The organism is Nocardiopsis sp. iso_25, assembly GCF_056173305.1.
Map to the genome: position 1 here is coordinate 6,243,593 of NZ_CM149667.1, position 21,407 is coordinate 6,264,999.

Consider the following 21,407-nt stretch of genomic DNA (forward strand, 5'->3'; position numbering starts at 1 on the left):
TAAGGTAAAGTAAACGTCGTTTAACTACCCGAAGGTCCCGAATGACTACGCAGAGGAAAGCGGACAAAAGTCCACAAAGCGCACATATAATCCCTAATGTTCACTCCAGCCCTGCGATCGTCTTCGGGACGACTCCCCCAGGAAACAGAATGCGGCAAACATAGGATGACGTGATGTAAACCAGACATGAGAGCAGCAACCTCTCAGTCAGGGGCAGACCACTCCAGGCAGGTACGGAAATCCACAGCTCCGGTTGTCCGAAACCACCGTCCACGCGTCGCCGGAGCCGATAGGGTTTCGAGCGGCGATTGCCGTCATCCCGCCCGCGGTGCCCACTCAGAGAGGCTTCTGCCGTGTCCGAAACAGTTCGCCTGGTCTGCCCGGTAGGCCGCAAGCACCTGGAGCTGTGGGGCGGCTACGGTCTGGTGGCTCTCGGCGCCCTGGCGATCGCGGTCGACGTATCGCACTGGGCCAACATCGCCCTCGGCGCCCTCCTGGCCCTCACGGGCGCAGCCCTGGCCGCGCACGGCCACATGATCAAGGCACCTGTCCTGGAGGTCTCCGACGGCGAGTTCCGCTACCAGCGGGGCCGCTACATCGTGCGCGTGCCCTTCCACGACATCGGCTCCTACTACGTGCTGCCGGGCCGCATCCGCTCCCTGGGGCTGTACGACAACGCCGGGCGCCCCAAGCGCTTCCCCTCGCTCCAGAGCCGCCGCACCTCGCGCGCCTACCTGCCGCTGACCGGGATGACCAGCCCGGCCAGGGTCGAGTCGTTCATGGCGGTGGCGGGCATCCCGCCGCGCGGGCGCTCGCTGACCTCCTGAGCGCGGCGGCCGCTCCCACGCGCCCGCCCCTTCCGAGGGCCGCCTCTCCTCCAGCCTGGGACCGAAACCGGCGGAGCTGCACCGTTCACACCGACTGCCGCGACATATCCCGACACTTCGGGCAATTACCCACCACGCCCCGTACGGACATACCGCCGCAAGACCATGTCCTCTACTCTCGATGGGGTGAAGCAGTCCAGAATCACCGCCATCCTGACCGTAGCGGGGATGCTCGCGGCCATGTGGGTCTTCGAGATCCTCGACAGCTTCGTGCTCCTCGGAAGGCTCGACCAGCAGTACGGTCTGCGCGCCTGGGACCTCCAGGGGCCCTGGACCGTGTTCACCGCGCCGTTCATGCACGGGAACCTCGAACACCTCATCGGCAACTCGCTGCCGTTCCTCGTGCTGGGCTCGCTCGTCGCGTTCAGCGGCCTGGGACGGTTCCTGCTCACCACGCTGATCATCATCCTGGTCAGCGGTGTGGGCGTGTGGCTGTTCAGCTCACCGTTCTCCCTCACCGTGGGCGCCAGCGGCCTGGTCTTCGGTTACTTCGGCTACACGGTCCTGCGCGGGATCGTCGAGCGCAAGACCATCGACATCGTCATCATGATCTGCGTGATCCTCTTCTACGGGACGATGATCTGGGGGGTCCTGCCCCAGTACCCCGGAGTCTCGTGGCAGGCGCACCTCTTCGGGTTCATCGGCGGCATGCTCGCGGCCTACCTGCTGCCCAGGCGGGAGCGCCGCAGGCAGCTCGACCAGGGCTACGGAGGCGCCCAGGGCGGCTACTACGCCCCCTGACGGCGTCCCCGGGGCCGCGCACGGCCCCGGGAAGCGCGGACGTACGCGGACGGGCCGCCCCCGAGGGGGCGGCCCGTTCTCGTGTGTGCGGTCCCGGAGGGCTCTCCGGCGCCGGCGCGCGCGGGGACGCGACCCCGCGCGGCCCTAGAACTCCAGGCCCTCGGCGGCCTCGCCCAGGGTGCGCTCCAGGAACTCGGGGTTCTCCGAGAGCCAGACGCGGGCGCCCGCCTCCGGGTCGTCCTTGTACCCGCCGTCCTCGGACACGGTCAGGACCTCCAGGCTGGCCAACTCGTCGTCGCTGAGCTGGAACTCCTCCAGCCAGCCGGTGAGCTCGGGGTACTCCTCGCCGAAGCCGTCACGGCCGACGGCGTGGACGGTCTCCGCGTCGCCCATCAGGCCCTCGGGGTCCTCCAGGTCCTTCAGGTCGTACTGGGCGTAGGCCGGGTGCGGACGCCACAGGGTCACCACGATGGGCTCCTCCTCGGCGATCGACGAGTCCAGCTCGGCGAGCATCGCGGCGGTGGAGGAGGTGACCAGCTCGAAGTCCTCGTCCAGGCCGTAGCCCGGCATGGCCTCCTCCTGGGTGACGCGGGTCAGCCCGGCGCCCGGGTCGATGCCCACGATCTGGCCGCCCAGGTCCTCGGCGTGGTCGGCCAGGTCGGGGATGCTGTTGACGTCCTCCATGTAGGAGGGCACGGTGATGGTCAGCTTGGCGTTGTCGTACCAGGAGCCGAGGTCCTCCAGCTGGTCCCCGTACTCCTCCCAGTAGTCGGCGTGCGTCACCGGCAGCCAGGTGTCGAGGAACAGGTCGACGTCGCCGTTGGCCGCGCCCTGGTACATCGGGGCGACGTCCACGTCGGTGATCGTGACGTCGTAGCCCTTCTCCTCCAGGATGGCCTGCCACATGTGCGTGACGGCGATGCCCTCCTCCCAGGCGATCAGCGCGATGTTGATCTCCTTGGTGTCCTCGCCGCCGCCCTCCTCCGGGCCGGTCAGGCTCTCACCGCCACCGCCGCCGCAGGCGGTCAGGAGGAGCGCGGCGCTCATGCCGGCGGCGGAGAGGGCCGTCATGCGCTTACGGCTGTACATCGTGGGGTTCCTTCCCTCGGGGAATTCGGTGTGCGGGGCTGGACGGGGTGGGGCGGGCACGCCGCTCAGGCGGCCGACGCGGCCGCGCGCGGGCTGTTGCGGGTGACGGCCGCGGTCAGGCGGTCGAGGAAGATCGCCAGGATGACCACAGCGATACCGGCCTCGAAGCCGAGTGCGCCGTCGTTGCGGGTGATGCCCTGGTAGACCTCGCTGCCCAGGCCGCCCGCGCCGACCATGCCCGCGATGACGACCATCGACAGGCCGAGCATGATGACCTGGTTGACCCCGGCCATGATGGTGGGCAGGGCCAGCGGCAGCTGGATGCCGGTGAGGACCTTGGTCGGGGAGGCGCCGAAGGACTCGCCCGCCTCCACCAGCTCCTTGTCGATCTGGCGGATGCCCAGCTCGGTCAGGCGGACGCCGGGCGGCATCGCGAACACGATGGTGGCGACCACGCCGGGAACGGCGCCGATGGAGAAGAAGAAGATCGCCGGGATCAGGTACACGAACGCGGGCAGCGTCTGCATCAGGTCCAGGACCGGCTTGACGATCTTGCTGACCAGGTCGTTGTAGGCGGCCACGACACCGATCGGGATCGCGATGACCACGGCGATGGCGCTGGCCACGAGGACGAGGCCGAGCGTGTCCATGGCGTTGGTCCACTGGCCGACCGAGGCCACCAGGGTGAGCGCGACCAGGCCGAACAGGCCCATGCGCCACCCGGCCACCGAGAGCGCCAGAAGGCTCAGCAACAGGATCATCAGCAGCGCCCCGGGCCGGGTCACCAGCATCGGGAGCACGAGCCAGCCGAGCAGGACCAGCACGAGCCAGCCGCCCGCGACGACGCCGGTGCGCACGCGGGTGCCCCGGTCGATCACGCCGAGGACGGTGACGGCGACCAGGAAGACCAGCGAGATGCAGAAGTAGGCGTCCACGTACTGCTGGTCGAACAGGTTCATCGCCCACAGGAAGAGCTGCGGCGGCAGGATGTTGACGACGGTGTTGCCGAACGCGAACTGCGCGTGCAGGACGTAGAGCAGCGAGACCGCGGCGACGATCACCACCAGCGGCAGCCGCCGGCGGCGCAGCAGCGGAACGGCGATGATCACGGCGGCCACGAAGGCGAGCTGCCCGGCGGCCGGTTCGGTGAAGAAGCCGGACAGGGCGCTCACGGCCCAGCGGATGAACTCGCCGACGACGTCGAAGAAGACGCCGAAGGTGCTCTTGAGCCAGGCGTTGAAGGCCTCGAAGCCGTCGCCGATGGGCAGGGACGGCGGGAAGTCGACGGGTGTCACGGGGTCTCCTTCCCGCCCGCGAGTGCGGCCAGTACGGAGTTGCGGGTCACCGTGCCGAGCACGGTGCCGTCCTCGTCGACCACGCGGAGGCGGTCGGAGGCGGCAGCGCTGGCGTACAGGTCGGCGACCAGGGTGTCGGCGCCGACCTCGGGCGCGGAGGAGTCGGCCTCGGGGGCGCTCGGGTCGAGCACCGACGCGGCGGTGAGCACGCGGGTGCGGTCGACGTCCTCGATGAACCGCTCGACGTAGTCGTTGGCGGGCTCGCTGAGGATCTCCTGCGCGCTGCCGATCTGGGCGACGCGGCCGTCCCGCAGCACGCAGATCCGGTCGCCGAGGCGCATGGCCTCGTTGAGGTCGTGCGTGATGAAGACGATGGTCTTGCCCAGGCTCTTCTGGAGTTCCAGGAGCTGGGTCTGCATGTCCCGCCGGATGAGCGGGTCGAGGGCGCTGAACGCCTCGTCCATGAGGATGATGTCGGTGTCGGCGGCCAGTGCCCTGGCCAGGCCCACACGCTGCTGCATGCCTCCGGAGAGCTGGTGCGGAAGCTTGTCCTCCCAGCCGCCGAGCCCCACGAGTTCGAGGGTCTCCCCCGCCCTGCGGCTCCGCTCTGCGCGGGACAGGCCCCGCAGCTCCAGGCCGTAGGCGGCGTTCTCCAGGACCGTGCGGTGCGGCAGGAGCGCGAAGTGCTGGAAGACCATGCTGATCTTCTCGCCCCGCAGCTTCAGGAGGCTCTTCCTGCTGAGCGCGGTGATGTCCACGCCGTCGACCTCGACCGTCCCCGCGGTGGGTTCCAGGAGGCCGTTGAGCATCCGGATCAGGGTGGACTTCCCCGATCCGGACAGGCCCATGACGACGAAGATCTCGCCCGGTTCGACCTCGAAGGACACGTCGATGACGGCGGCCGTCACGTCGAGGTCGGCGATGGTGTCACGGTGGCTGCCGTCCGAGAGCCGCTCGACGGCGGCTCTGGGCTGTCTGCCGAACACCTTGTACAAGTGGTCTGCGCGTACTGCTGGCACGGTCTCCTCTAGGGGGCTGTCCCGACCGCGAGGCGCGTCGGGGCAACAGTTCCGCCCCATCGCCGACCCGCGGTTCCCACAGGTAGTCGGCGTGCGCGGAGCCCCCTTGCGCGCCCCTCATCAGGGCGGAACCGCTACCTGGTTCACGTCGGGGCGCAACCTTACCGAGGTGTGTACGTACAGTTCAGGCGCTAAGTAACCACCAAATAACATGTTTAAACGTCATAAAAACGGTCCGCCGACCTGTGGCAGCGGATGCCGGGGCTCCAGAAGGCCCCTTTGTGATTTACACCACACGCAAAAAAATAGTGACCTTGGTCACATACTAGTGACAGGTGGATCGAACGACGGTCCGTGTCCGTTCATGACCGTACCGTAAACGAATCGCCCTGTCCGCCCCGGCCCCGACTAGACGCTTTCCGGGCTGATCGGGGTGCGGATGAAGTTCTGGTGGGACCTGGACGGCGTCGGTCCCCGCTGCCCCTGGTAGCGCGATCCGTAGCCCGCGGAGCCGTAGGGGTGCTCGGCCGGGGAGGACAGGCGGAACATGCACAGCTGACCGATCTTCATGCCCGGGTAGAGCTTGATCGGCAGGGTGGCCACGTTGGACAGCTCCAGCGTGACGTGCCCGGAGAAGCCGGGGTCGATGAACCCGGCCGTGGAGTGGGTGAGCAGCCCCAGGCGCCCCAGCGAACTCTTGCCCTCCAGGCGGCTCGCGATGTCGTCCGGAAGACTGACGACCTCGTACGTGGACGCCAGCACGAACTCGCCCGGGTGCAGGACGAACGCGTCCTCGCCGTCGGTCTCGACCAGCCGGGTGAGGTCCGGTTGCTCGGCCGAGGGGTCGATGTGCGGGTACTTGTGGTTCTCGAAAACCCGGAAGAAGCGGTCCAGCCGGACGTCGATGCTGGAGGGTTGGACGAGGCCGGGGTCGAAGGGGTCGATCCTGACCCGCCCGGCGTCGATTTCGGACCTGATATCGCGATCGGAGAGCAGCACGGTCCGAACCTACCGCCTGGGGCAACGCAGCGTAGCGGCGATCCCCGGCCGGGTGGCGGTCCGCGCCGAGTTGCCCACCCGGGCAGGAGTTGGGCTAGGATGGCATCCGTTGCCAGCCGGGTTCTTCCGGCGGTGCCGCGCGGATGTAGTTCAATGGTAGAACTTCAGCTTCCCAAGCTGATAACGCGGGTTCGATTCCCGTCATCCGCTCCACGCAGCAGAAGGCCAGGTAGATCGGTGAAAACCGAACACCTGGCCTAACGCGTTTCTAGGGGTCCGTACGGGCCGCGTGCCCGTTACGTGCCCGATGCTCGGACCGCAGCACCCGCAGAGGGTGAGCTTTCGCCGTGGCTCGCACGGGTCTGGCGCAGCTCCTCGGCTGCCTTCTCCCCCAACCGGTCGGCCAACTCCTGAGCGCGTTCGTCGCGCGCGTGGAGGTAGATCATCGCCGCGCGGGGACTGGAGTGCCCCATCCGGTTCATCAGCTCCCGCAGGGACGCCCCGGCCTCGGCCGCGTAGGTGTTGCCGGTGTGCCGAAGGTCGTGGAGGTGGACGTCCTCCAGGCCCACGGCCTCGCAGGCGTCGGCCCAGTACTTCGTGAAGTTGCTCCGGCGGAGCTGGTTGCCGCGCACCCCGACGAACACGAAGCCGTTCGGCCCCGGAGCCGAGTACTCGTCCAGGTGGCGGCGCAGGTCCGGGAGGATCAGCGACGGGAGGCGCACCGTACGGGCGCCCGCCCGGGACTTGGGTTTGCCCTTCTCCAGGGTCCCGATGTCGTAGACGGTCTCCCGCACGGTCACGGTCCGCCTGTCCAGGTCGAGGTGTCGGCGGCGCAGGCCCGCCAGCTCTCCCCATCGCAGACTGCCGAACGTCGCCAGCAGCACCAGCGCCCGGTACCGGGGGTTGATCGCCTCGGCCAGCTCGAAGACCTGGGACACCGACAGCACCGGGCGTTCCTCGCTGTCCTCCTGGCCCGCGCCGTCGATCTGGCAGGGGTTCTCGCGGATCAGCTTGTCCTTGACGGCGGTGTTGAGCACGGCCCGCATGAGCCGGTACGCCTTGGGGACCTGTCCCCTCCCCCGGGCCTTCCTGCGCTTGGCCGCCCGCCACTTGCGGATGTCGGCCTCCTGGATGTCCTTCAGGCTCATGTTGCCGAACGTGGGGTTGAGGTGGAGGCGGAGCAGGTCCTCATAGGTCCGGCGGCTCTTGGGGGTGAGTTCGCGGTTGTCCACCCACTCCGCCGCGTACTCGGAGAAGAGGTCTTCGCCCGCGTTGGGGTCCCACCAGCCGTCACGGTTGATCTCGGCCTCTCGCAGGGCCAACCAGCGGTCCGCCTCCTTCTTCGTCGCGAAGGTGTGCGGGGCGGGGTGGTCGATCCCGTCCGGCCCCGGATAGCGGACCTGGTAGCGCCCGGAGGCGAGCTTGCGGATACGGCCGAACCGGCGCTTCTTCGCGGCCACTACGCGGCCCTCCTCGTGTGCGACCGCAGCGGCTCCACGACACCGGCGGTGATGAACTCGTCCAGCGCCGATTCCGGGATGCGCACGTGGCGGCCGACCCTGACGAAGGTGATGCGCCGTTCCTCGATCAGGCGGCGGGGGTAGCGCTCGGAGGTGTTGAGGCGTTCGGCCGCCTGCGCGACGGTCAGGAGACGGCCGGTCAGACGGGTCTTCTTGCTGGTCATCAGGCGGCCCTTTCCGTTGCCGGGGGGACGGGGGTTCGAGCGGCGTCGAGTTGGGCGCGGCGTTTGAGGGCTTCGCCCACCGCGCGCAGGAGGCGTTGTTCACGGGGTGCCACGTCGGGGTCGGTGGGTCGGGCCAGTTCCCAGGCGAAGGAGCCCGAGGCGACCGAGGCCAGCACCGGGGGACGCGGAGTGTCCTCCTCGCCCTGGCCCTCGTTGGCCGGATCGACGCCGAGGGCGTTGAGGACCCAGGCCAAGCGGTCCGCCTTGTGGTCGGCCAGGGTCTTGCCGGACCACTTGCGTGAGACCAGGACGCGGCGGCCCGCGTAGCCCAGGTGTTCGCGACGATGCGCCTTGGAGCGGCAGAACCCGGGGCGCTGTCCGACCTTGGCCTCGTCCGGCTGGATGCCGTAGCGCAGCCAGTTCGAGCACCGGGGCGAGCACGGCTCGAAGCGCAGGGCATCGAGGAGCCGGTCCACGTGCTGTTCCTGCCGGACTGTTTCGACGGTGTGGCAGTCGGCGATGTCCTTGGTCAGGTACTTGGCCAGGTAACGCACGCACCGGGACGCGTCCGCCGAGCCCGCCACGACCCCTTTGGCGTCCACCTGACGGCCGAAGCGCACCACGTGATGAGGCTCCGCGTCCGGGTCGTCGTCGAGGGCGTCCAGGGCCTCGTCCCAGGTAGGCAGGACTTCCCCGGTGGTGGGATCGAGGTAGGTGTCGTTGTCCTCGTCCCAGACCGGTAGGTGGTCACCGTCGAAGACGACGCGGTCGGCGGCAGGCCACCACACCTGGTGGTAGGTCGCGGCGGCGATCTGGCGCAGCTCCGCCCGGGGGATGGTGCCGCGTGTGGCCATGTGCAGGTGCGGGGCCAGACGTCGTTGGGGTTCCACGGCCGCGAAGTACTGCACATCGAACCCGGCCACGCGGCGCAGGTTCTGCACGAACCGGTCCACCAGCTTGGAGAAGTGCAACGTGTCCCGAGCAGCACGCTGGTAGTCGTACATGGTCGGGTCAACGGGGGTCCCGTCCGAGCGCACCCGCCCATAGGAGTCCAACGTCAGGGTGATGAACAGCGAGGGCCGAAACACCTTGCCCGAGGCAGGGTCAGTGAAGGCCCGCCCGACCGTCTTCCTCGTCATGGGCCGCTTGGGCAGGTCCGGCACGTCCTGACGGCGTTTGGTCGAGCGCACCCGACGCGACCCCGACGAGGACGAGGAGTCGCCGGAGCGGGTGACCGATCCTCGTAGGCCGGAGGCGGTGATCTCCTCGTCCAGGTCCGCGATCGCCGCGTCCAGCGCCGAGAGCTGTTGCGGGTCAGCGGCCCCAGTGGCGGCGAGGCGATCCCGTTCGGCGGTGACCATCGCCCGCTGTTCCACCCATGCCCGTTGCTGTTCGGTGGGCGGATCAGGGGTCACCACGGGTTCGGTGGCCAGGTGCCAGCCCTCTTCGCACTGGGAGCGGCGAAGGCTGCGCTTCCTCTTGGCGCAGGCCGGGCAACGGGATTCCAGCGTGGACCCGCACGGAACGTCGATGATCTCGGTTTGGCCCGTGTCGATGTCGGTACGTCTTAGGGAGACCGGCCGTATGCACACCCCCTTGTCGGCAGCGATCTGTTCGGCGACCTCCCTCGCCAAGGGTTGGGCCAAACGCTCAGCACGAGTGCTCTTGCCTGTGGGAGTTGGCATCAGAGCCACCCCCGTTCAGCCTCTACGGTCGAAGCATGGAGCGACACGAACGCATCATCTTTTGGACCTGCATATCCGGTGCTCTTCCCACGATGTTGCTGTCGCAGCTCGTCAGCTTCACGGCAGCAATGCTGTGGCTTGGCACATGGATTGCTCTGATGGGCATAGCGGCCATCTGGTACACGCATCGACGCAGAACCCACGTGCATCAGACCACCTCGTCCTCGGAGGAGGAGCCCACCGAATAGCCCTCAGCCATGGCGGTGATGTCCTCGTCCGAGACGTAGGCCGCGCGGACCCGCACTGGGGCCGGTGAGCCCTCCAGACGGACGTAGGCCACCCCCGGCAAGGCAGGGTCGATCAGATGGGCCTCCGCGCCCCGTTCACGTGCTCCCTCACCGAGGACCATGTCCACCTGGGACGCCTCGTCCAGGCGCAGGGCGACCTTGTCCGGGAAGAGGTTGCGCAGGTTCATGACCTCCTTGCGCGGGTCCTGCAACGCCGCCAGCACGGCGAAGCCGACCGAACGCCCCTGCGAGGTCAGGGTGGCGATCGCGTTCTCTGCTCTCCGGCGCACGTCGCGGTCGGGGTGGTAGGCGGTCAGAAAGGCGACCTCATCGAGCAGCACCACGACGAACGGGTCATCGGTGGTCGGGATGTGGGAGCGCTGTTTGCCCGCGTAGCGTTCGGCCCGCTCCTGCATCGAGGCCACTGCCTTTTCCAGCAGGGCCACCGCGGATTCGCCGGTGTCGGCGTAGTGCGCGAACAGATCTCGGCCGTAGGCCAGTTCCATGCGCTTGGGGTCGATCGCCCACACCTGCGCGGTGCCGTCTGACAGGGCGGGGAGCATGGCGCGGATGGTGGACCAGATCACCGATCCCTTGCCGGCCCCGGTCACCCCGACCACGAGCACGTGGGTTCCGTGCAACCGCAGCAACCAGGGTGAGCCGTCCTCGCGCTGGCCGACCGGGAGCGCGTCCAGGTCCGGGGAGTCCGGAACCGGAAGGGCGTCCAGGGGTTCGGCCAAGTTGTCACGTCGGGGGAACTCCAACGTGATGTCCCGAGGCCCGTTGACGACCACGCGACAGGAGGGTGCGGCGAAGCCGTGCGCCAGCTCGGTGACGCGGTGTTCGAAGTCGGCCGGGGAGGTGCCCGCGACGAGGGAGACGCGCACGTAGTCGGCCCAGGAGTTGCACCGAACCCGGCGGATACGGGGCAGGTAGCGGCGTTCCTGGTAGGACTCGGCCAGCCCGGAGATCACCAGCACCGGCTGCCAGTGCCTCTTGTACACGAACAGGTGCCGCCACCACGCCAGCAGACGCAGGGTCACGCAGGCCCGGTAGGAGTCCGGCCAGGTCCGCCACCACACCAGGGACACCACCGCAGCGGCTCCCCACAGGCAGGCTAGGCCAGGCCAGTCGAACCACCACCAGGCCCCGACAGAGGCGGTCAGGCAGGCGACCATGACCGGGAACCGGAACGGCAGAGTGGCCAGGAAGCGGACCAGCCGCCAGATCCAGGAGGCCAGCACGACGATTCCGGGGGTTTCCACGATCGGGGTCGTCCACCGCACCCCCTGGGCCGGGGTGGGCAGGGTCGGGGAGGACTGAGCGGAACCGATCTTGGGTTGGCGCATCATCGCTGGCCACCCCGCTTCTGCTTCTCGATCTGGGCCAGGAGCCGGTCACGGTCGGAGCGGGCACGGGCGGCGAAGGTCGCGGCGGTAGGGTTCTCCTCACGATCGGCGAGGGTGGCGAACACCCGGGCCTTGAAGTCGAAGAACTCCGCACGCTCGGTGTCGGTGGTGGGCGGGGGGTTGGTCGCGTCCAGCAGCAGACGGACCAGTTCCGGGCCGCTGTGCCCGGACAGGTCACGGGGGTAATCGGACATACTGAAGACACCTCTTCACGAAGCTTGTGCAACGGCTTGGGGAGGGGTTCAAGGGGCGGCCGAGGTGTTGGCGCACCAGGCCGCCCCGCTTACATGGGGGTCAGGCGGCATCCTTCGCAGCCGGGGCACGGCGACCACCAGCACCAGGAGCCTTCACGCCACGGGCGCGCAGCGAGTACGCCACCCGGGGACGACGGCCGGAGTCGTCTACGTAGGGCATGACCGCCATGGACTCGAACTCGATCGGCCGGAACGGCAGTCCGGGGACCTCGTCCGGCAGGGTTGGGCAGACCTCGGCGGCGACCTTGACCTTGACCGACTTGGCCTTGCCCCGTGCCTCGGGGTCGGCGTCGATCACGTCCACCGCCCACAGCGGCAACCCGCTGTCCTTGTCGAGTTGGGGCCGCTTGGTCTCGAAGTCGGTGATCGCCTCCACCCCGAGGGCGAAGGCACCGTGGGGGAACACCGTGCCGAACGCCACCGGCAACGCACCCTGAATAGCCATAGGGCAGTCCTCTTCTCGTTGTTCGTCCTGTTCACGACCCTCGGCACGACCGGCAGGCGATCGCCTCAGCCGAGAATCGATACATGTATAGCATGTATCGAAACTAGCGACCAGTGGTAGCCGCACGCTCCTGTTCGTCGTTGACGTGTCCGCCGCCGCTCTCGGGTGGCGGCGAGGGTTCCACCATCCCTGGCAGGGCCGGGACGGGATCACTACATGGCTGGACGTGTTCAGGACGTCTCGATAATGTGAGCGCGTCCCCAGACATCCAGCGAACCCCCGAGGTACATGCCGAACGAGAGGTTGCGAGCCGCGCTGCTCCAGCGCGGGGCCACCCCGGCCGACCTGGCCGAGGAGATCGGCGTGGACGCCAAGAGCGTGGAGCGCTGGATCACCCAGGGGCGCACCCCCTACCGCCGTCACCGCTTCGCGGCAGCGGCCTACCTCGGTGTGGAGGAGACCTACCTCTGGCCCAAGGCCCTGTCCCCTGAGCAGAGCCAGGCCGCCTCACAGAGCGAGATCGTGGAGATCTACCCGCACCGGTGGAGCGTGCCGACCGAGCTGTGGCGCCGCGTCTTCGAGAGCGCGCAGCAGGAGATCTCGATCCTGGTCTTCAGCGGGTTCTTCCTGGCCGACGACCCGAGCATGATCAAGCTGCTGGCGGACAAGGCCAAGGCCGGGGTCCGCGTGCGTGTCCTCTTGGGAGACCCCGACAGCGAGGCGGTTGCCCAGCGCGGCCGGGACGAGGGCTTGAACGAGCTGTTCGCCGCGAAGATCCGCAACGTCATCGTGCTGTACCGGTCGTTGCGCCAGGTGCCGGGGGTGGAGTTCCGTCTCCACGGGACGACGCTGTACAACTCGATCTACCGCGCCGATGATCAGTTGATCGTGAACACGCACGTCTACGGCGCGATGGCCTCGGAGGCCCCCGTCTTCCACCTGCGCAAGATCCCAGGCGGGAGCCTGGTCGGCACCTACCTGGAGAGCTACGAGAAGGTCTGGACCGAGGCGACCCCGCTCGACTGATGCAAGACTGGGGGTATGTTCGAACGGTTCACCGACCAGGCACGGAACGTAGTTGTGCACGCGCAGCACGAAGCGGTCACCCTCAAGCACAAACGCATCAGCAGTGGGCACGTGCTGCTAGGGCTGATCCAAGAAGGCAACGGCCTCGCGGCCAGCACGTTGGCATCCCTTGGAGTGGGCTACGAGGCCGCTCGAACAGAAGTAACACGTCTTGGGGGACGAAAAGCCTGGATTGCCAGGAACTACCGACGGTTCGCTCCCGAGACCAAGAAGGCGTTGGAAGGCTCCCTTTACGCCGCTCTGGAGCGAGAGCACGACTTCATCGGTACAGAACACATACTTCTCGGGCTTTTGCGCAAGAAACGCAACATGGCCTCCGAAGTCCTTGAGAACCTGGGAACCCCGCCTGAAAAGGTCGTTCAGCACGTAAGCCAAACCCTGGACGACCTGGCGGAGCACAGCCGGAAGCATGGCCAGGACCAGGCCTCCCTACTCCGACTGATGGGAGAAGAGTAGCCATCGTTCCATCACACGCCGGAAAGCCCAACAAGCTGCATCCGGGAGAAGGTCCATGAGTAAGCGGATTGACTACTACGACGACCCCGAGGCCCCGACCGCGAACAGCCTCGTCCCGTCGGTGAACGTATTCGTGGTCAACCACCGCGACGAAGTGCTGATGATCCGCCGCACCGACAACGACAACTGGGCCGTGCCCGGAGGCGCGGTGGACCTGGGCGAGTCCGTCCCCCAGGCCGCGGTTCGCGAGACGCTGGAAGAGACCGGGGTGACGTGCGAGATCACCGGGATCGTGGGCATCTACAGCGACCCGAGGCACATCATCTACTACACCAGAGACGGCGAGGCCCGGCAGGAGTTCTCGTTGGTGTTCACCGCCAGACCGCTGGCGGGTGAGCCGACCCCGAGCGACGAGTCCAAGGAAGTCGTCTGGGTGCCCAAGGCCGAGTTGGCCGGGTACCGGATGGACCGGTCCATGCGCATGCGCGTGGACCAGTTCCTCAGCGAAGGCCCCACCCACATCGGGTGAACGGTCAGCCAGCCTCGGCCAGGCGGCGTTCCACGGCCCGCACCGACGCCGTCAGCAGCGGCGAGGAGCGAGTGATGGAGCGGTGGACCAGGTCCTCGGGGGCGTAGCGCTCCAGGATCTCTGACAACCGCCGTTCCACGGGCAGGTGTGTGCCGTCCGGGCCGGTGGTCATGTCCGCGTAGGTGAGCGCGTCCAGCAGGTCATCCTGCGGGGTGTCGAACTCGTCCTTGAGCGAAGCGAGCAGGCCCCGTTCCTCAGCTTCCACCACGGCGCAGGAGTGGTAGGCCACCAGGGAGACCAGGGCTTCATCAGCCTTCTGCACCTCACGCAGGTACCGGGCACCGTCGAGGGGATGAAAGCCCGTGGTCGCCAGGTCCGGGGAGTACCCGATGTCGTGCAGCCAGGCGGAGGCTTCCACCAGATCGGCATGTGCGCCGAGCACGCCTCGGAGGGACCGCGCCTGTTCGGCTACCCCCTGGGAATGCGCCCAGCGTCGGGGAAGCGGCTGTTCGAGCAGTTCTCGCGCGAGATCCCGCGCCCAGTGAACATGTCCCACATGTACCAGGCTAACCCGCGGTCGTTTCGGCCCCTTTGACGAACCGGCCCTTGCCGTGGACCGCGACGACGAGCCCCGTCCCCTCCAGCTCCGAGAGGGCCTGACGGGCCGTCCCGCGCGACACCGAGTACTGGCGGACCAAGGTGGCCTCACTGGGCAGAGCGTCACCGGGAGCGAGGTCCCCGCTGGTGATGCGCTCTCGCAGCTCGGCGGCGATGCGCCGGTACTGGGCAGGAGGTGTTCCGTCCGCAGGTGCGCTCTCGCGTTCCTCAACGGTGCACACGACACGGCCGGTCCCCGGAAGAGCCTTGATCAGCCGCTCCGCTTCCAGTTCGGCCAGGGCACGGCGCACGGTGGTGCGGGAGACGCTGAACTCCTGACGCAAGGCCGCCTCGGAGGGAAGCGCGTCACCCGGGGCGAAGCTTCCTGCGGTGATGCGTGAGCGCAGAGCTTCCGCGATCTGGTGGTACGTCCCCCACGGGGTGCGCGGACTCAAGCAGGTTCCTCCCGGATCGACCACAGCAAAACGCAAGACTCACTTCCAAGTGCAGGACTCACTTCGAAGTGCAAGACCTACTTCTTAGTGGATCATGCAGAAAAGTATGAGGCGTGTAGGCGCCCGCCGGTGCCGACCCGACCCGAGAGCCTTCCCCCTCGGTCGGCACCAGCAGACGCCCCAACCGCAGAGTCAGCACCAACCAACGAAGGCGGTGGTACCGGCCTACGGTCGGCTTTTATCTCTGCTGCAAGCCAGTCTCGGCATGGGACTCGCTTGCGCGGAGGCGTTCACTGGACAGCTCGGAGTTGCCGATCCCCGGAGGCGGATACTCCAACTGGTGAACGAAGACCTCCACGTCCTCCTCGATCAGCGTCGGCGCGTGCGTGATCTGCTGGCGGGTGGCGGTAGCGATCCACAGGCCCCCGTGGCGGCGGATCGACCACTGCTGTGCGTAGTGGCGTTGCAGGACATGGAGGAGCGTGTTCGGGACATCCCCGGTACTCATGCGGCGACAGCCTCCAATCGGGAGATCTCCAGGAGCAGTTCCAGACCGAGCTGGGACCGGTCGGGCAGCTCCACCGGACGACTCCTCGTACCGTCCACGACGTAGGGACGGACCAGTCTCGCCAACGGCGCAACCGGATGCGCCGGAGGTGGCGGAGTGAACGGGAGTCTCGCGCATGGTGAAGGCTTCGCGGCCCGGGGCCGTGTGGGTCCGCGTGTCCGAAGGTGTGGGATCAGGTTCCGCATGGTCACCCCTGGTGAGTTCGGGTGAGACTCACGGCGAGACGGCGGGAAGCGCCGGAGTCCTCTTACATGCGGGAACGATGCTCTGTGTGAGCGGACATGTGTACCACGTATCGGACAACTTGAGGGACGTCTAGGGACGTCTTCTGTTATCGTCGGTTCCCCGCACCCCGGAGGGCACCGACGTGAACGCTGCACTGCGCAAGGCACTGGCCGCGTCCCGACTCACCGAGATCGACGTGGCCGCACACCTCGGCGTAGACCCCAAGACCGTCCGCCGCTGGCTCTCCGGCCAACGGCCCTACCCCCGACACCGCTGGGCACTGGCTGACCTCCTCCAAACCGAGGAAGACACCCTCTGGCCCCAAGAAAGCCAGGGAAACGAAGCACACGCCCTTACATCCGAGCACGTCCAGCGGGTCTACGCACACCGCTGGCAGGTGCCTCGGAAAGTGTGGTGGGACCTGTTCAACGAAGCAGAACAGGAGATCGGCATCCTGGTCTACAGCGGCCTGTTCCTCGCCGACGACGCAGGAATGCTCAACCTAATCGGCTCACGAGCCCACGATGGCGTGAACGTCCGCATCCTTCTGGGAGACCCAAATTCTCAACCAGTGAAGCGACGCGGACAAGAAGAGCAGATCGGAGAGGCCCTGGCAGCGAGGGCATACAACGCCCTACTGCTCTTCCGAACACTTCTAGACGTCGATGGAATTGAGATTCGAACACATTCGACCGTCCTATACAACTCCATCTACCTGACAGAGAAGAAACTCCTCACCAACCAACATATATACGGACTCCCTGCCGCAAAATCACCCGTGATTGAGATCTATCGCAACTCTTCGTCAAAAATATCTGATCTTTACTTGAAGAGCTTTGAACTAGCGTGGAGGGAATCAAAAAAGATCCAATAACAGGCTTACCCACAACAACCCAAGGAGACATATAACCTAAGACAAAAGACGCCCAAAGTAAGCCCCTACAATGGCCCCCACAACCGCCCAAAAGGCGCTAACCTGCCAATTTTCCATCAACTTGTCACGAAAGAGCCGAGATTTTCCCTTGGGGGAGTTTACAAGAACATTCCCTTTTATTTTCATCTTTTTCATAACGAAGATCATTGCGGGAATGTAGAAAATTGCACATATGAACCCAAGAAGCTCCTGATCAAGGAGGAGCTCTTCAGAAATCGGGTACCCTAGAGCGCTTGTTGTGGCAACAATCGGGTCGACAAGAAGCCTTGCAGCCAGCGAGTAGAGCGGAATCATTGCGAACGTTAGAAGCGACAGGACTCCGACAAATTTAAGGTGATTTTCCCGCTCTTTAGCAATCTCCTGGATCCTTTCTGAGACCCCAGTCATTACCACATCATCTTCATCACGCATCTCAGACACACGACCCGAGTCCGCAAGAAGCTCTACCACCACCAAAGATTTTCCATGAGAAGCCTCAAATTTCACATCGCGAAACCTCTTTCCTTCCAGTGCCTCACCGTCAAAATCATCCAATTCATCAATTTCATACTCACCCCCATTGATTTTCACATTAACTTTCGCTTCACCATCAGGACCACGCCTGTTTAGGGTTTCAAATATTTTTTTCATATCTTCCTTGTAAAAAACAGAACCAGGCAGAGCCTCATCGTTTGACTTGGGGGAGCGGTTGACTTTGATGACCATTTTGATCCAATCAAATGGGGGTTCATGTAACTATTAAAAGACCGTTGCCGAGTTGAGCTGTATGGGATCAAGGCGACGGCGCAAGCGCCGTCGCAGCGGCCTACGGCCACTGCTCGGGCTGCGGGCTGCCGCCCGGTCCCGAGCGCGGCCGATGGCCGTACTACTTGGCATCATGACGCGACCCAGGGACGAACGGTTGCCGTTCGAGAGAAATTGGCTTCTGACGTGCTCAGATCCCGAGGCACCCGGTAGCGGAATGCGACTGTCTTGGGCGGCTGGCACCGGCGCTACCGGGCACCTCGGACCGGCTGAATCGCAACCCACTGCTGTGGTTACTCAGGGCAGCGCCCCGAGTGCGTGAACGCTCTACCTCACAGTGGATACGATTCCTTTCCAACCGCAGGAGGCGACGCGTATGGCACTGGTTCGCAAAGGGTCCCGCCACATCACCGTGGACGGCATCAACTACCGATGGCGCGTACGACGTAGGCCAACCTACGCACAGGCCCTCTGCGAGTCCCCCATGACCTTCGCCGTGGAACTGGCGGAAGCGCCAGGGCAGACCCTCGTGGTCGCCACCCAACACCCGCACCCCGGATCCTGGCTGTCGGTCGCCCCTCCCGTTCCCGTGACACCGAGCATCGTCTCCACCGCCATTCGAAACGCTCTCACACACGGGTGGTCCCCGAAGACCTCAGGGCCTGCCCACCACATGAAGCTCTAGCCACCGAAACCCCGTGCCCGTTGCGTGCCCGTTCGGATAGCAACAGACGGGGACTCACGGTCATTCAGACGGCAACCGCCCACGACACAGCAGGTCAGGGACTCGCAGGTCATCCAGATTCCACGGCCTCGAATTCCCAAGCTGATAACGCGGGTTCGATTCCCGTCATCCGCTCCAGACACACAGACGGCCAGGTCGTTCGGGGTTCTCCGAACGCCTGGCCGAACTGCTTTCCGGGGGTTGGTCCCGATCGCCGTGCCACACGCGCGGACGCCGACCTCAGTGGCGGGCACGCGCGGAGGGCGGTTCGCCGCCGTCGTCCTCGGCCCGGTTCGCCCTCAGCTCCTCGGCCACCCTCTCCCCCAGCCGGTCCGCGATCCCACGTTCGCGTTCGTCGCGCGCGTGGAGGTAGACCATCGCCGCACGGGGACCGGAGTCCCCAGAGCGACCTGCCCGGCCGCCTCACAGGCCAACGGTTGCGCGAGGCGTTAGGTCCGGGTTGTCTCATCAGCGAGGCCGACATCAACGCATTCCCACGCCCACAGAGCGGGAGACCCCCACCCCATGCAGCCCGGACCCGAACGGCCGTCAATGCGGCCCTTGATAGTGCTGATCGTCGTGTTCGCGACACACGTCGTCCTCGTGGTGACGCCGACGGCCTTCGGCGGCAAGCCTTACGGGATGACTGTCGCGTGGGCGATCATCGTGGTGTTCGCGGTCGTGGTGTACCGCAAGCTGTGGGCCCAGTACCGCGCCTACCAAGAGCGTCCTCCGTCCGAGGAGGAACCCGAGCCGTAGGCCCGCCACGCCGCAGTGGGTACGGTGCCCTCCCGGCGTAGGGAGCGACGCGTATGGCACTGGGCCGCAGGGGCTCTCGCAGCATCACCGTGGACGGCACCGGCTACCGGTGGCATGTACGGCACCGGCCGACCTACGCACAGGCCCTCTGCGAGTCCCCCATGACCTTCGCCGTGGAACTGGCGGAAGCACCAGGGCAGCCCCTCGTGGTCGCCACCCACCATCCCCACCCAGGGGCCTTGGCATCGGTAGCTCCTCCCGTCGAGACCCCGTGCCCGTCGCGTATCCGTCCGGGCAGCGGCCCCTGCCGCGCGAAGCTGCTTCGCGCACCGGGGGCCGTCTCCGGGTTCCGGGCCCGCCCGCTCTCACGCCGGTGACGCGACCCCGGACGGCGACGCGGCCGTGACGGCTGAACGCCTCCACGCGAGCGCCACCAGCCCGACGGCCACACCCACGCAGACGAGCTGCCCCACCAGGCCGAAGGTGCTGTACCCGTGCACCCCGAACTGGATCATGAATCCCGCCCAGCAGTAGGTCGCCACGGCGCCCGCGACGGCGGCCAGGGTGTGGCGGACCGTCCAGCCCGCGCGACCCGAGCTGACGAGGAGCACCGCGCCCGCGGTGAGCGCCAGGACGGACATCACCGCGAGCGTGACCGCGGCGGGGACCAGTCCGTTCTCCTGGACGAGGATGAAGCCGCTGCCGCACACCAGCGCCACGGCCGCCGGGGCGAGGGGGTGGGGCACGCGCCCGTCCCGCGCGCGGCCGGGTCGCAGGAGCAGTCCGCACACCACGCAGACCGCCACCAGGGCCAGCACCACGGCGACCTGCGCGGGAGAGGCGAAGAACCGGTAGGTGTAGTAGTTGCCGAGCCCGAGCAGCGTGCCGCCCAGGAGGTAGACCACGACCACGGCCACGGTGCCCGGCACCCGCAGCCAGGGCTCGCGGGCACGGGCGGGGAAGAGGAGTTCGACCAGCACGATCGGCACCAGGATGCTCCACACGCTGTGGATGCCGACCACGTAGAACGACCACACCGGGCTGGTGCCGAGCGCGGGCGTCCAGCCGTACTCCAGCAGCCCCAGCCCGAGGTACTCACGGTTGAAGAGGGTCCCCAGCACGATGCCCTCCTCGATGAGGCCGTAGCCGACGGCCAGGGCCAGCATGGTGGGGTAGCCGCGCCCCAGTCGGCGGGCCACCTCGCGGATGAGCAGGGCGCCCCCGCCGTACAGCAGGACGAGCGGGAGCAGCATGAAGGCCCACGTGGAGGGCTCGGGTGTGATGTTGCCCAGGAGGTACTCGCCGACGAACGGGGAGAGCACCAGCAGGACGAGGGGCGGGATCAGGCGCATGACGGCCTTTCACTTCGGTGAACAGGGCTGATGCCACCGAAGTTAGGGACCGGCAGCCGCCGCATCCAGTGCCGCGGGACCGATCGCGACGAACGGACCGCCCGGTGGGGCCGTGTCACGACGAAAGTCGCACCGGGCCCGACGCCTCAGCCGAACCACCGGGCGGCCATCAGGGCGAGCTGGGTGCGGTTGCCGCAGTCGAAGCGGCGCATCATCCGGGACACGTGCCCCTTGATGGTGGCCTCGCTCAGGTAGAGCTCGCGGGCGATCTGCGCGTTGGAGGCGCCCGTGGTCAGCAGGCGCGCGATCTCGCCCTCGCGCTCCGACAGGGTCGGCGTCTCGGGCCTGTCGGGTTCGGGTGCCCGCTGCTCCTTCTCCGCTCCGGCGGGCGCCACGTCGATGCGCACGGTCAGCCGGGGTCCGGAGGCGGCGTCTGGCGCGTTGAGTCCCTGTAGCGCGACCGTGCGCAGGTCGCGTGCCTGGGCCGCGGCGGTCTCGTCGCGCGCGGCCGTCAACATGCCCTCCGCCCGCAGCGCCACCAGGAGGAGCGCCTGCCGTGCGTCCCCCGCGTCGCCCCCGGTGGGGACCGGCGGGACGGCGGGGCGCGACAGCCTGTCCCGGCGTGCCTCGTCGAGCCGCTGGACGGTGGCCACCAGGGCGCCGCCCAGGACCGGGACAGACGAGGCGAGCAGGCTCGGCACCAAGGGGGCTCCGCCACGCGCGGTGACGAACGCCGACACGGCCGCGGCCGCTGACAACAGCACCACACCGGTGGCCAGCTCGGCCATGCTCCGGGCCCGCCGCACCAGGTTGAGGGTGCCGAAGGCGAGCGCCAGGACGGCCCAGGGGACCGCGCCCAGCCGCAGCAGCTCGCGCAGGGTGGGTTCGAGGGCGATGCCCAGGGTCACGACCGCGACCACGCCGGGCATCACCGCGAAACGGCCGCCGAGCCGCCAGCCCAGCGCGGTGGCGCCCAGTTGCACGAGGGTCGAGGCCAGGACGACGGCGGCGGCGTGGGGCGCGATCAGCAGGCCCGCCGCGCCGCCGAGCAGGGCGGCGGCGGCCAGCACGAGGGCGGGCAGGCCGGTTTCCCATCGGCTAGTGCTGTGGCCGGGAAGGTTCGCCCGGGTCAGTGATCGATGCCAGGGTTGACCGCAACACCAGCAGTCAACCCTGGGAACCGC

24 protein-coding genes, 1 tRNA gene and 1 pseudogene are annotated in these 21,407 nt (G+C 67.1%); 8 read left to right on the forward strand and 18 right to left on the reverse strand.

Annotation, left to right across the window (positions count from 1 at the left end):
• Positions 1-353: 353 nt before the first annotated feature.
• Together AC0VX6_RS26925 and AC0VX6_RS26930 are read left to right on the forward strand one after the other, a co-directional pair.
• Complete coding sequence (locus AC0VX6_RS26925; RefSeq protein ID WP_274975285.1) at positions 354-827, forward strand: hypothetical protein; 474 nt, start codon at positions 354-356, stop codon at positions 825-827.
• A gap of 186 nt (positions 828-1,013) precedes the next feature.
• Positions 1,014-1,628 carry a rhomboid family intramembrane serine protease gene (locus tag AC0VX6_RS26930; protein WP_047868609.1) on the forward strand — a complete coding sequence of 205 codons (615 nt, stop codon included), beginning with the start codon at positions 1,014-1,016 and terminating at the stop codon, positions 1,626-1,628.
• Between the two features lie 144 nt (positions 1,629-1,772).
• Here the strand turns inward: AC0VX6_RS26930 and AC0VX6_RS26935 are convergent, their stop codons facing one another.
• From AC0VX6_RS26935 to dcd, 4 genes are all read right to left on the reverse strand, one after another.
• Positions 1,773-2,717 (reverse strand): glycine betaine ABC transporter substrate-binding protein, encoded by a 945-nt coding sequence (locus AC0VX6_RS26935; RefSeq protein ID WP_274975286.1) that lies wholly within the window; start codon positions 2,715-2,717, stop codon positions 1,773-1,775.
• A 65-nt stretch (positions 2,718-2,782) separates the two neighbouring features.
• A complete protein-coding gene (locus AC0VX6_RS26940) occupies positions 2,783-4,012 on the reverse strand; it encodes an ABC transporter permease (protein WP_274975287.1) in 1,230 nt (409 codons plus the stop codon).
• Complete coding sequence (locus tag AC0VX6_RS26945; RefSeq protein WP_274978271.1) at positions 4,009-5,007, reverse strand: quaternary amine ABC transporter ATP-binding protein; 999 nt, start codon at positions 5,005-5,007, stop codon at positions 4,009-4,011. The genes AC0VX6_RS26940 and AC0VX6_RS26945 overlap by 4 nt, the downstream gene beginning before the upstream one ends.
• Positions 5,008-5,439: 432 nt before the next feature.
• On the reverse strand, positions 5,440-6,030 hold the full coding sequence (dcd, locus tag AC0VX6_RS26950; protein WP_013155535.1) for a dCTP deaminase: 591 nt from the start codon (positions 6,028-6,030) through the stop codon (positions 5,440-5,442).
• Positions 6,031-6,169: 139 nt separating this feature from the next.
• Here dcd and AC0VX6_RS26955 point away from each other — a divergent pair.
• Positions 6,170-6,243 (forward strand) — tRNA-Gly (locus tag AC0VX6_RS26955).
• A gap of 83 nt (positions 6,244-6,326) precedes the next feature.
• On the opposite strand, the gene AC0VX6_RS26960 is transcribed toward AC0VX6_RS26955, so the two are convergent.
• The 6 genes from AC0VX6_RS26960 to AC0VX6_RS26985 all read right to left on the reverse strand — a co-directional run bounded on the left by AC0VX6_RS26960 (position 6,327) and on the right by AC0VX6_RS26985 (position 11,794).
• A complete protein-coding gene (locus AC0VX6_RS26960) occupies positions 6,327-7,490 on the reverse strand; it encodes a tyrosine-type recombinase/integrase (protein WP_475466696.1) in 1,164 nt (387 codons plus the stop codon).
• The gene (locus AC0VX6_RS26965) at positions 7,490-7,714 is read right to left on the reverse strand and encodes a helix-turn-helix domain-containing protein (RefSeq protein WP_378811106.1); all 225 of its coding nucleotides are present in this window, start codon (positions 7,712-7,714) and stop codon (positions 7,490-7,492) included. The genes AC0VX6_RS26960 and AC0VX6_RS26965 overlap by 1 nt, the downstream gene beginning before the upstream one ends.
• The gene (locus AC0VX6_RS26970; protein ID WP_475466697.1) at positions 7,714-9,399 is read right to left on the reverse strand and encodes a replication initiator; all 1,686 of its coding nucleotides are present in this window, start codon (positions 9,397-9,399) and stop codon (positions 7,714-7,716) included. The genes AC0VX6_RS26965 and AC0VX6_RS26970 overlap by 1 nt, the downstream gene beginning before the upstream one ends.
• A gap of 208 nt (positions 9,400-9,607) precedes the next feature.
• The gene (locus AC0VX6_RS26975) at positions 9,608-11,038 is read right to left on the reverse strand and encodes a cell division protein FtsK (protein ID WP_475466699.1); all 1,431 of its coding nucleotides are present in this window, start codon (positions 11,036-11,038) and stop codon (positions 9,608-9,610) included.
• Positions 11,035-11,289: a hypothetical protein gene (locus AC0VX6_RS26980; protein ID WP_061081025.1), complete on the reverse strand. Its 255-nt coding sequence runs from the start codon at positions 11,287-11,289 to the stop codon at positions 11,035-11,037. The genes AC0VX6_RS26975 and AC0VX6_RS26980 overlap by 4 nt, the downstream gene beginning before the upstream one ends.
• Positions 11,290-11,389: 100 nt before the next feature.
• Entirely contained in the window at positions 11,390-11,794 is a 405-nt protein-coding gene (locus AC0VX6_RS26985) for a plasmid replication, integration and excision activator (RefSeq protein WP_071622985.1), read from the reverse strand.
• 288 nt (positions 11,795-12,082) lie between these two features.
• Between AC0VX6_RS26985 and AC0VX6_RS26990 the strand changes: the two genes are divergently transcribed.
• The 3 genes from AC0VX6_RS26990 to AC0VX6_RS27000 are packed head-to-tail and all read left to right on the forward strand — an operon-like array spanning position 12,083 to position 13,865.
• Positions 12,083-12,820, forward strand: a complete 738-nt coding sequence (locus tag AC0VX6_RS26990; protein ID WP_475466701.1) for a DUF5919 domain-containing protein — start codon at positions 12,083-12,085, stop codon at positions 12,818-12,820.
• A gap of 15 nt (positions 12,821-12,835) precedes the next feature.
• On the forward strand, positions 12,836-13,336 hold the full coding sequence (locus AC0VX6_RS26995) for a Clp protease N-terminal domain-containing protein (protein ID WP_475466702.1): 501 nt from the start codon (positions 12,836-12,838) through the stop codon (positions 13,334-13,336).
• Positions 13,337-13,391: 55 nt separating this feature from the next.
• The gene (locus AC0VX6_RS27000; RefSeq protein WP_475466704.1) at positions 13,392-13,865 is read left to right on the forward strand and encodes an NUDIX hydrolase; all 474 of its coding nucleotides are present in this window, start codon (positions 13,392-13,394) and stop codon (positions 13,863-13,865) included.
• Positions 13,866-13,869: 4 nt separating this feature from the next.
• Here AC0VX6_RS27000 and AC0VX6_RS27005 read toward each other — a convergent pair whose 3' ends face one another.
• The 4 genes from AC0VX6_RS27005 to AC0VX6_RS27020 form a co-directional block, all read right to left on the reverse strand.
• On the reverse strand, positions 13,870-14,382 hold the full coding sequence (locus tag AC0VX6_RS27005) for an HD domain-containing protein (protein ID WP_475469452.1): 513 nt from the start codon (positions 14,380-14,382) through the stop codon (positions 13,870-13,872).
• Positions 14,383-14,431: 49 nt separating this feature from the next.
• A complete protein-coding gene (locus AC0VX6_RS27010; RefSeq protein ID WP_475466705.1) occupies positions 14,432-14,917 on the reverse strand; it encodes a GntR family transcriptional regulator in 486 nt (161 codons plus the stop codon).
• 238 nt (positions 14,918-15,155) lie between these two features.
• Positions 15,156-15,425 (reverse strand): hypothetical protein, encoded by a 270-nt coding sequence (locus AC0VX6_RS27015; protein WP_378667108.1) that lies wholly within the window; start codon positions 15,423-15,425, stop codon positions 15,156-15,158.
• Complete coding sequence (locus AC0VX6_RS27020) at positions 15,422-15,550, reverse strand: hypothetical protein (protein WP_475466707.1); 129 nt, start codon at positions 15,548-15,550, stop codon at positions 15,422-15,424. Before AC0VX6_RS27020 ends, AC0VX6_RS27015 begins: the two co-directional genes overlap by 4 nt.
• 302 nt (positions 15,551-15,852) lie before the next feature.
• Between AC0VX6_RS27020 and AC0VX6_RS27025 the strand changes: the two genes are divergently transcribed.
• Positions 15,853-16,584: a helix-turn-helix domain-containing protein gene (locus tag AC0VX6_RS27025; RefSeq protein WP_475466708.1), complete on the forward strand. Its 732-nt coding sequence runs from the start codon at positions 15,853-15,855 to the stop codon at positions 16,582-16,584.
• Positions 16,585-16,620: 36 nt separating this feature from the next.
• Here AC0VX6_RS27025 and AC0VX6_RS27030 read toward each other — a convergent pair whose 3' ends face one another.
• A complete protein-coding gene (locus AC0VX6_RS27030) occupies positions 16,621-17,349 on the reverse strand; it encodes a hypothetical protein (protein ID WP_475466710.1) in 729 nt (242 codons plus the stop codon).
• Positions 17,350-18,352: 1,003 nt separating this feature from the next.
• Positions 18,353-18,520: pseudogene (locus AC0VX6_RS27035) on the reverse strand (site-specific integrase); the annotation flags it as partial.
• Between the two features lie 171 nt (positions 18,521-18,691).
• Here AC0VX6_RS27035 and AC0VX6_RS27040 point away from each other — a divergent pair.
• Positions 18,692-18,871 (forward strand): hypothetical protein, encoded by a 180-nt coding sequence (locus AC0VX6_RS27040; protein ID WP_475466712.1) that lies wholly within the window; start codon positions 18,692-18,694, stop codon positions 18,869-18,871.
• Between the two features lie 365 nt (positions 18,872-19,236).
• Here AC0VX6_RS27040 and AC0VX6_RS27045 read toward each other — a convergent pair whose 3' ends face one another.
• Both AC0VX6_RS27045 and AC0VX6_RS27050 read right to left on the reverse strand, forming a co-directional pair.
• The gene (locus AC0VX6_RS27045) at positions 19,237-20,223 is read right to left on the reverse strand and encodes a hypothetical protein (protein ID WP_475466714.1); all 987 of its coding nucleotides are present in this window, start codon (positions 20,221-20,223) and stop codon (positions 19,237-19,239) included.
• A 146-nt stretch (positions 20,224-20,369) separates the two neighbouring features.
• Positions 20,370-21,293 carry a helix-turn-helix transcriptional regulator gene (locus AC0VX6_RS27050; RefSeq protein ID WP_475466716.1) on the reverse strand — a complete coding sequence of 308 codons (924 nt, stop codon included), beginning with the start codon at positions 21,291-21,293 and terminating at the stop codon, positions 20,370-20,372.
• Positions 21,294-21,407 lie beyond the last annotated feature (114 nt).

Bases quoted from the DNA above. Each gene is read 5' to 3' on its own strand.
- AC0VX6_RS26970 (WP_475466697.1), bottom strand. From the start codon at position 9,399: ATGCCAACTCCCACAGGCAAGAGCACTCGTGCTGAGCGTTTGGCCCAA.
- AC0VX6_RS26990 (WP_475466701.1), top strand. From the start codon at position 12,083: ATGCCGAACGAGAGGTTGCGAGCCGCGCTGCTCCAGCGCGGGGCCACC.
- AC0VX6_RS27000 (WP_475466704.1), top strand. From the start codon at position 13,392: ATGAGTAAGCGGATTGACTACTACGACGACCCCGAGGCCCCGACCGCG.
- AC0VX6_RS27030 (WP_475466710.1), bottom strand. From the start codon at position 17,349: ATGGTCATCAAAGTCAACCGCTCCCCCAAGTCAAACGATGAGGCTCTG.
- AC0VX6_RS26980 (WP_061081025.1), bottom strand. From the start codon at position 11,289: ATGTCCGATTACCCCCGTGACCTGTCCGGGCACAGCGGCCCGGAACTG.
- AC0VX6_RS27045 (WP_475466714.1), bottom strand. From the start codon at position 20,223: ATGCGCCTGATCCCGCCCCTCGTCCTGCTGGTGCTCTCCCCGTTCGTC.
- AC0VX6_RS26995 (WP_475466702.1), top strand. From the start codon at position 12,836: ATGTTCGAACGGTTCACCGACCAGGCACGGAACGTAGTTGTGCACGCG.
- AC0VX6_RS27015 (WP_378667108.1), bottom strand. From the start codon at position 15,425: ATGAGTACCGGGGATGTCCCGAACACGCTCCTCCATGTCCTGCAACGC.
- AC0VX6_RS26965 (WP_378811106.1), bottom strand. From the start codon at position 7,714: ATGACCAGCAAGAAGACCCGTCTGACCGGCCGTCTCCTGACCGTCGCG.
- AC0VX6_RS26935 (WP_274975286.1), bottom strand. From the start codon at position 2,717: ATGTACAGCCGTAAGCGCATGACGGCCCTCTCCGCCGCCGGCATGAGC.
- AC0VX6_RS26975 (WP_475466699.1), bottom strand. From the start codon at position 11,038: ATGATGCGCCAACCCAAGATCGGTTCCGCTCAGTCCTCCCCGACCCTG.
- AC0VX6_RS26985 (WP_071622985.1), bottom strand. From the start codon at position 11,794: ATGGCTATTCAGGGTGCGTTGCCGGTGGCGTTCGGCACGGTGTTCCCC.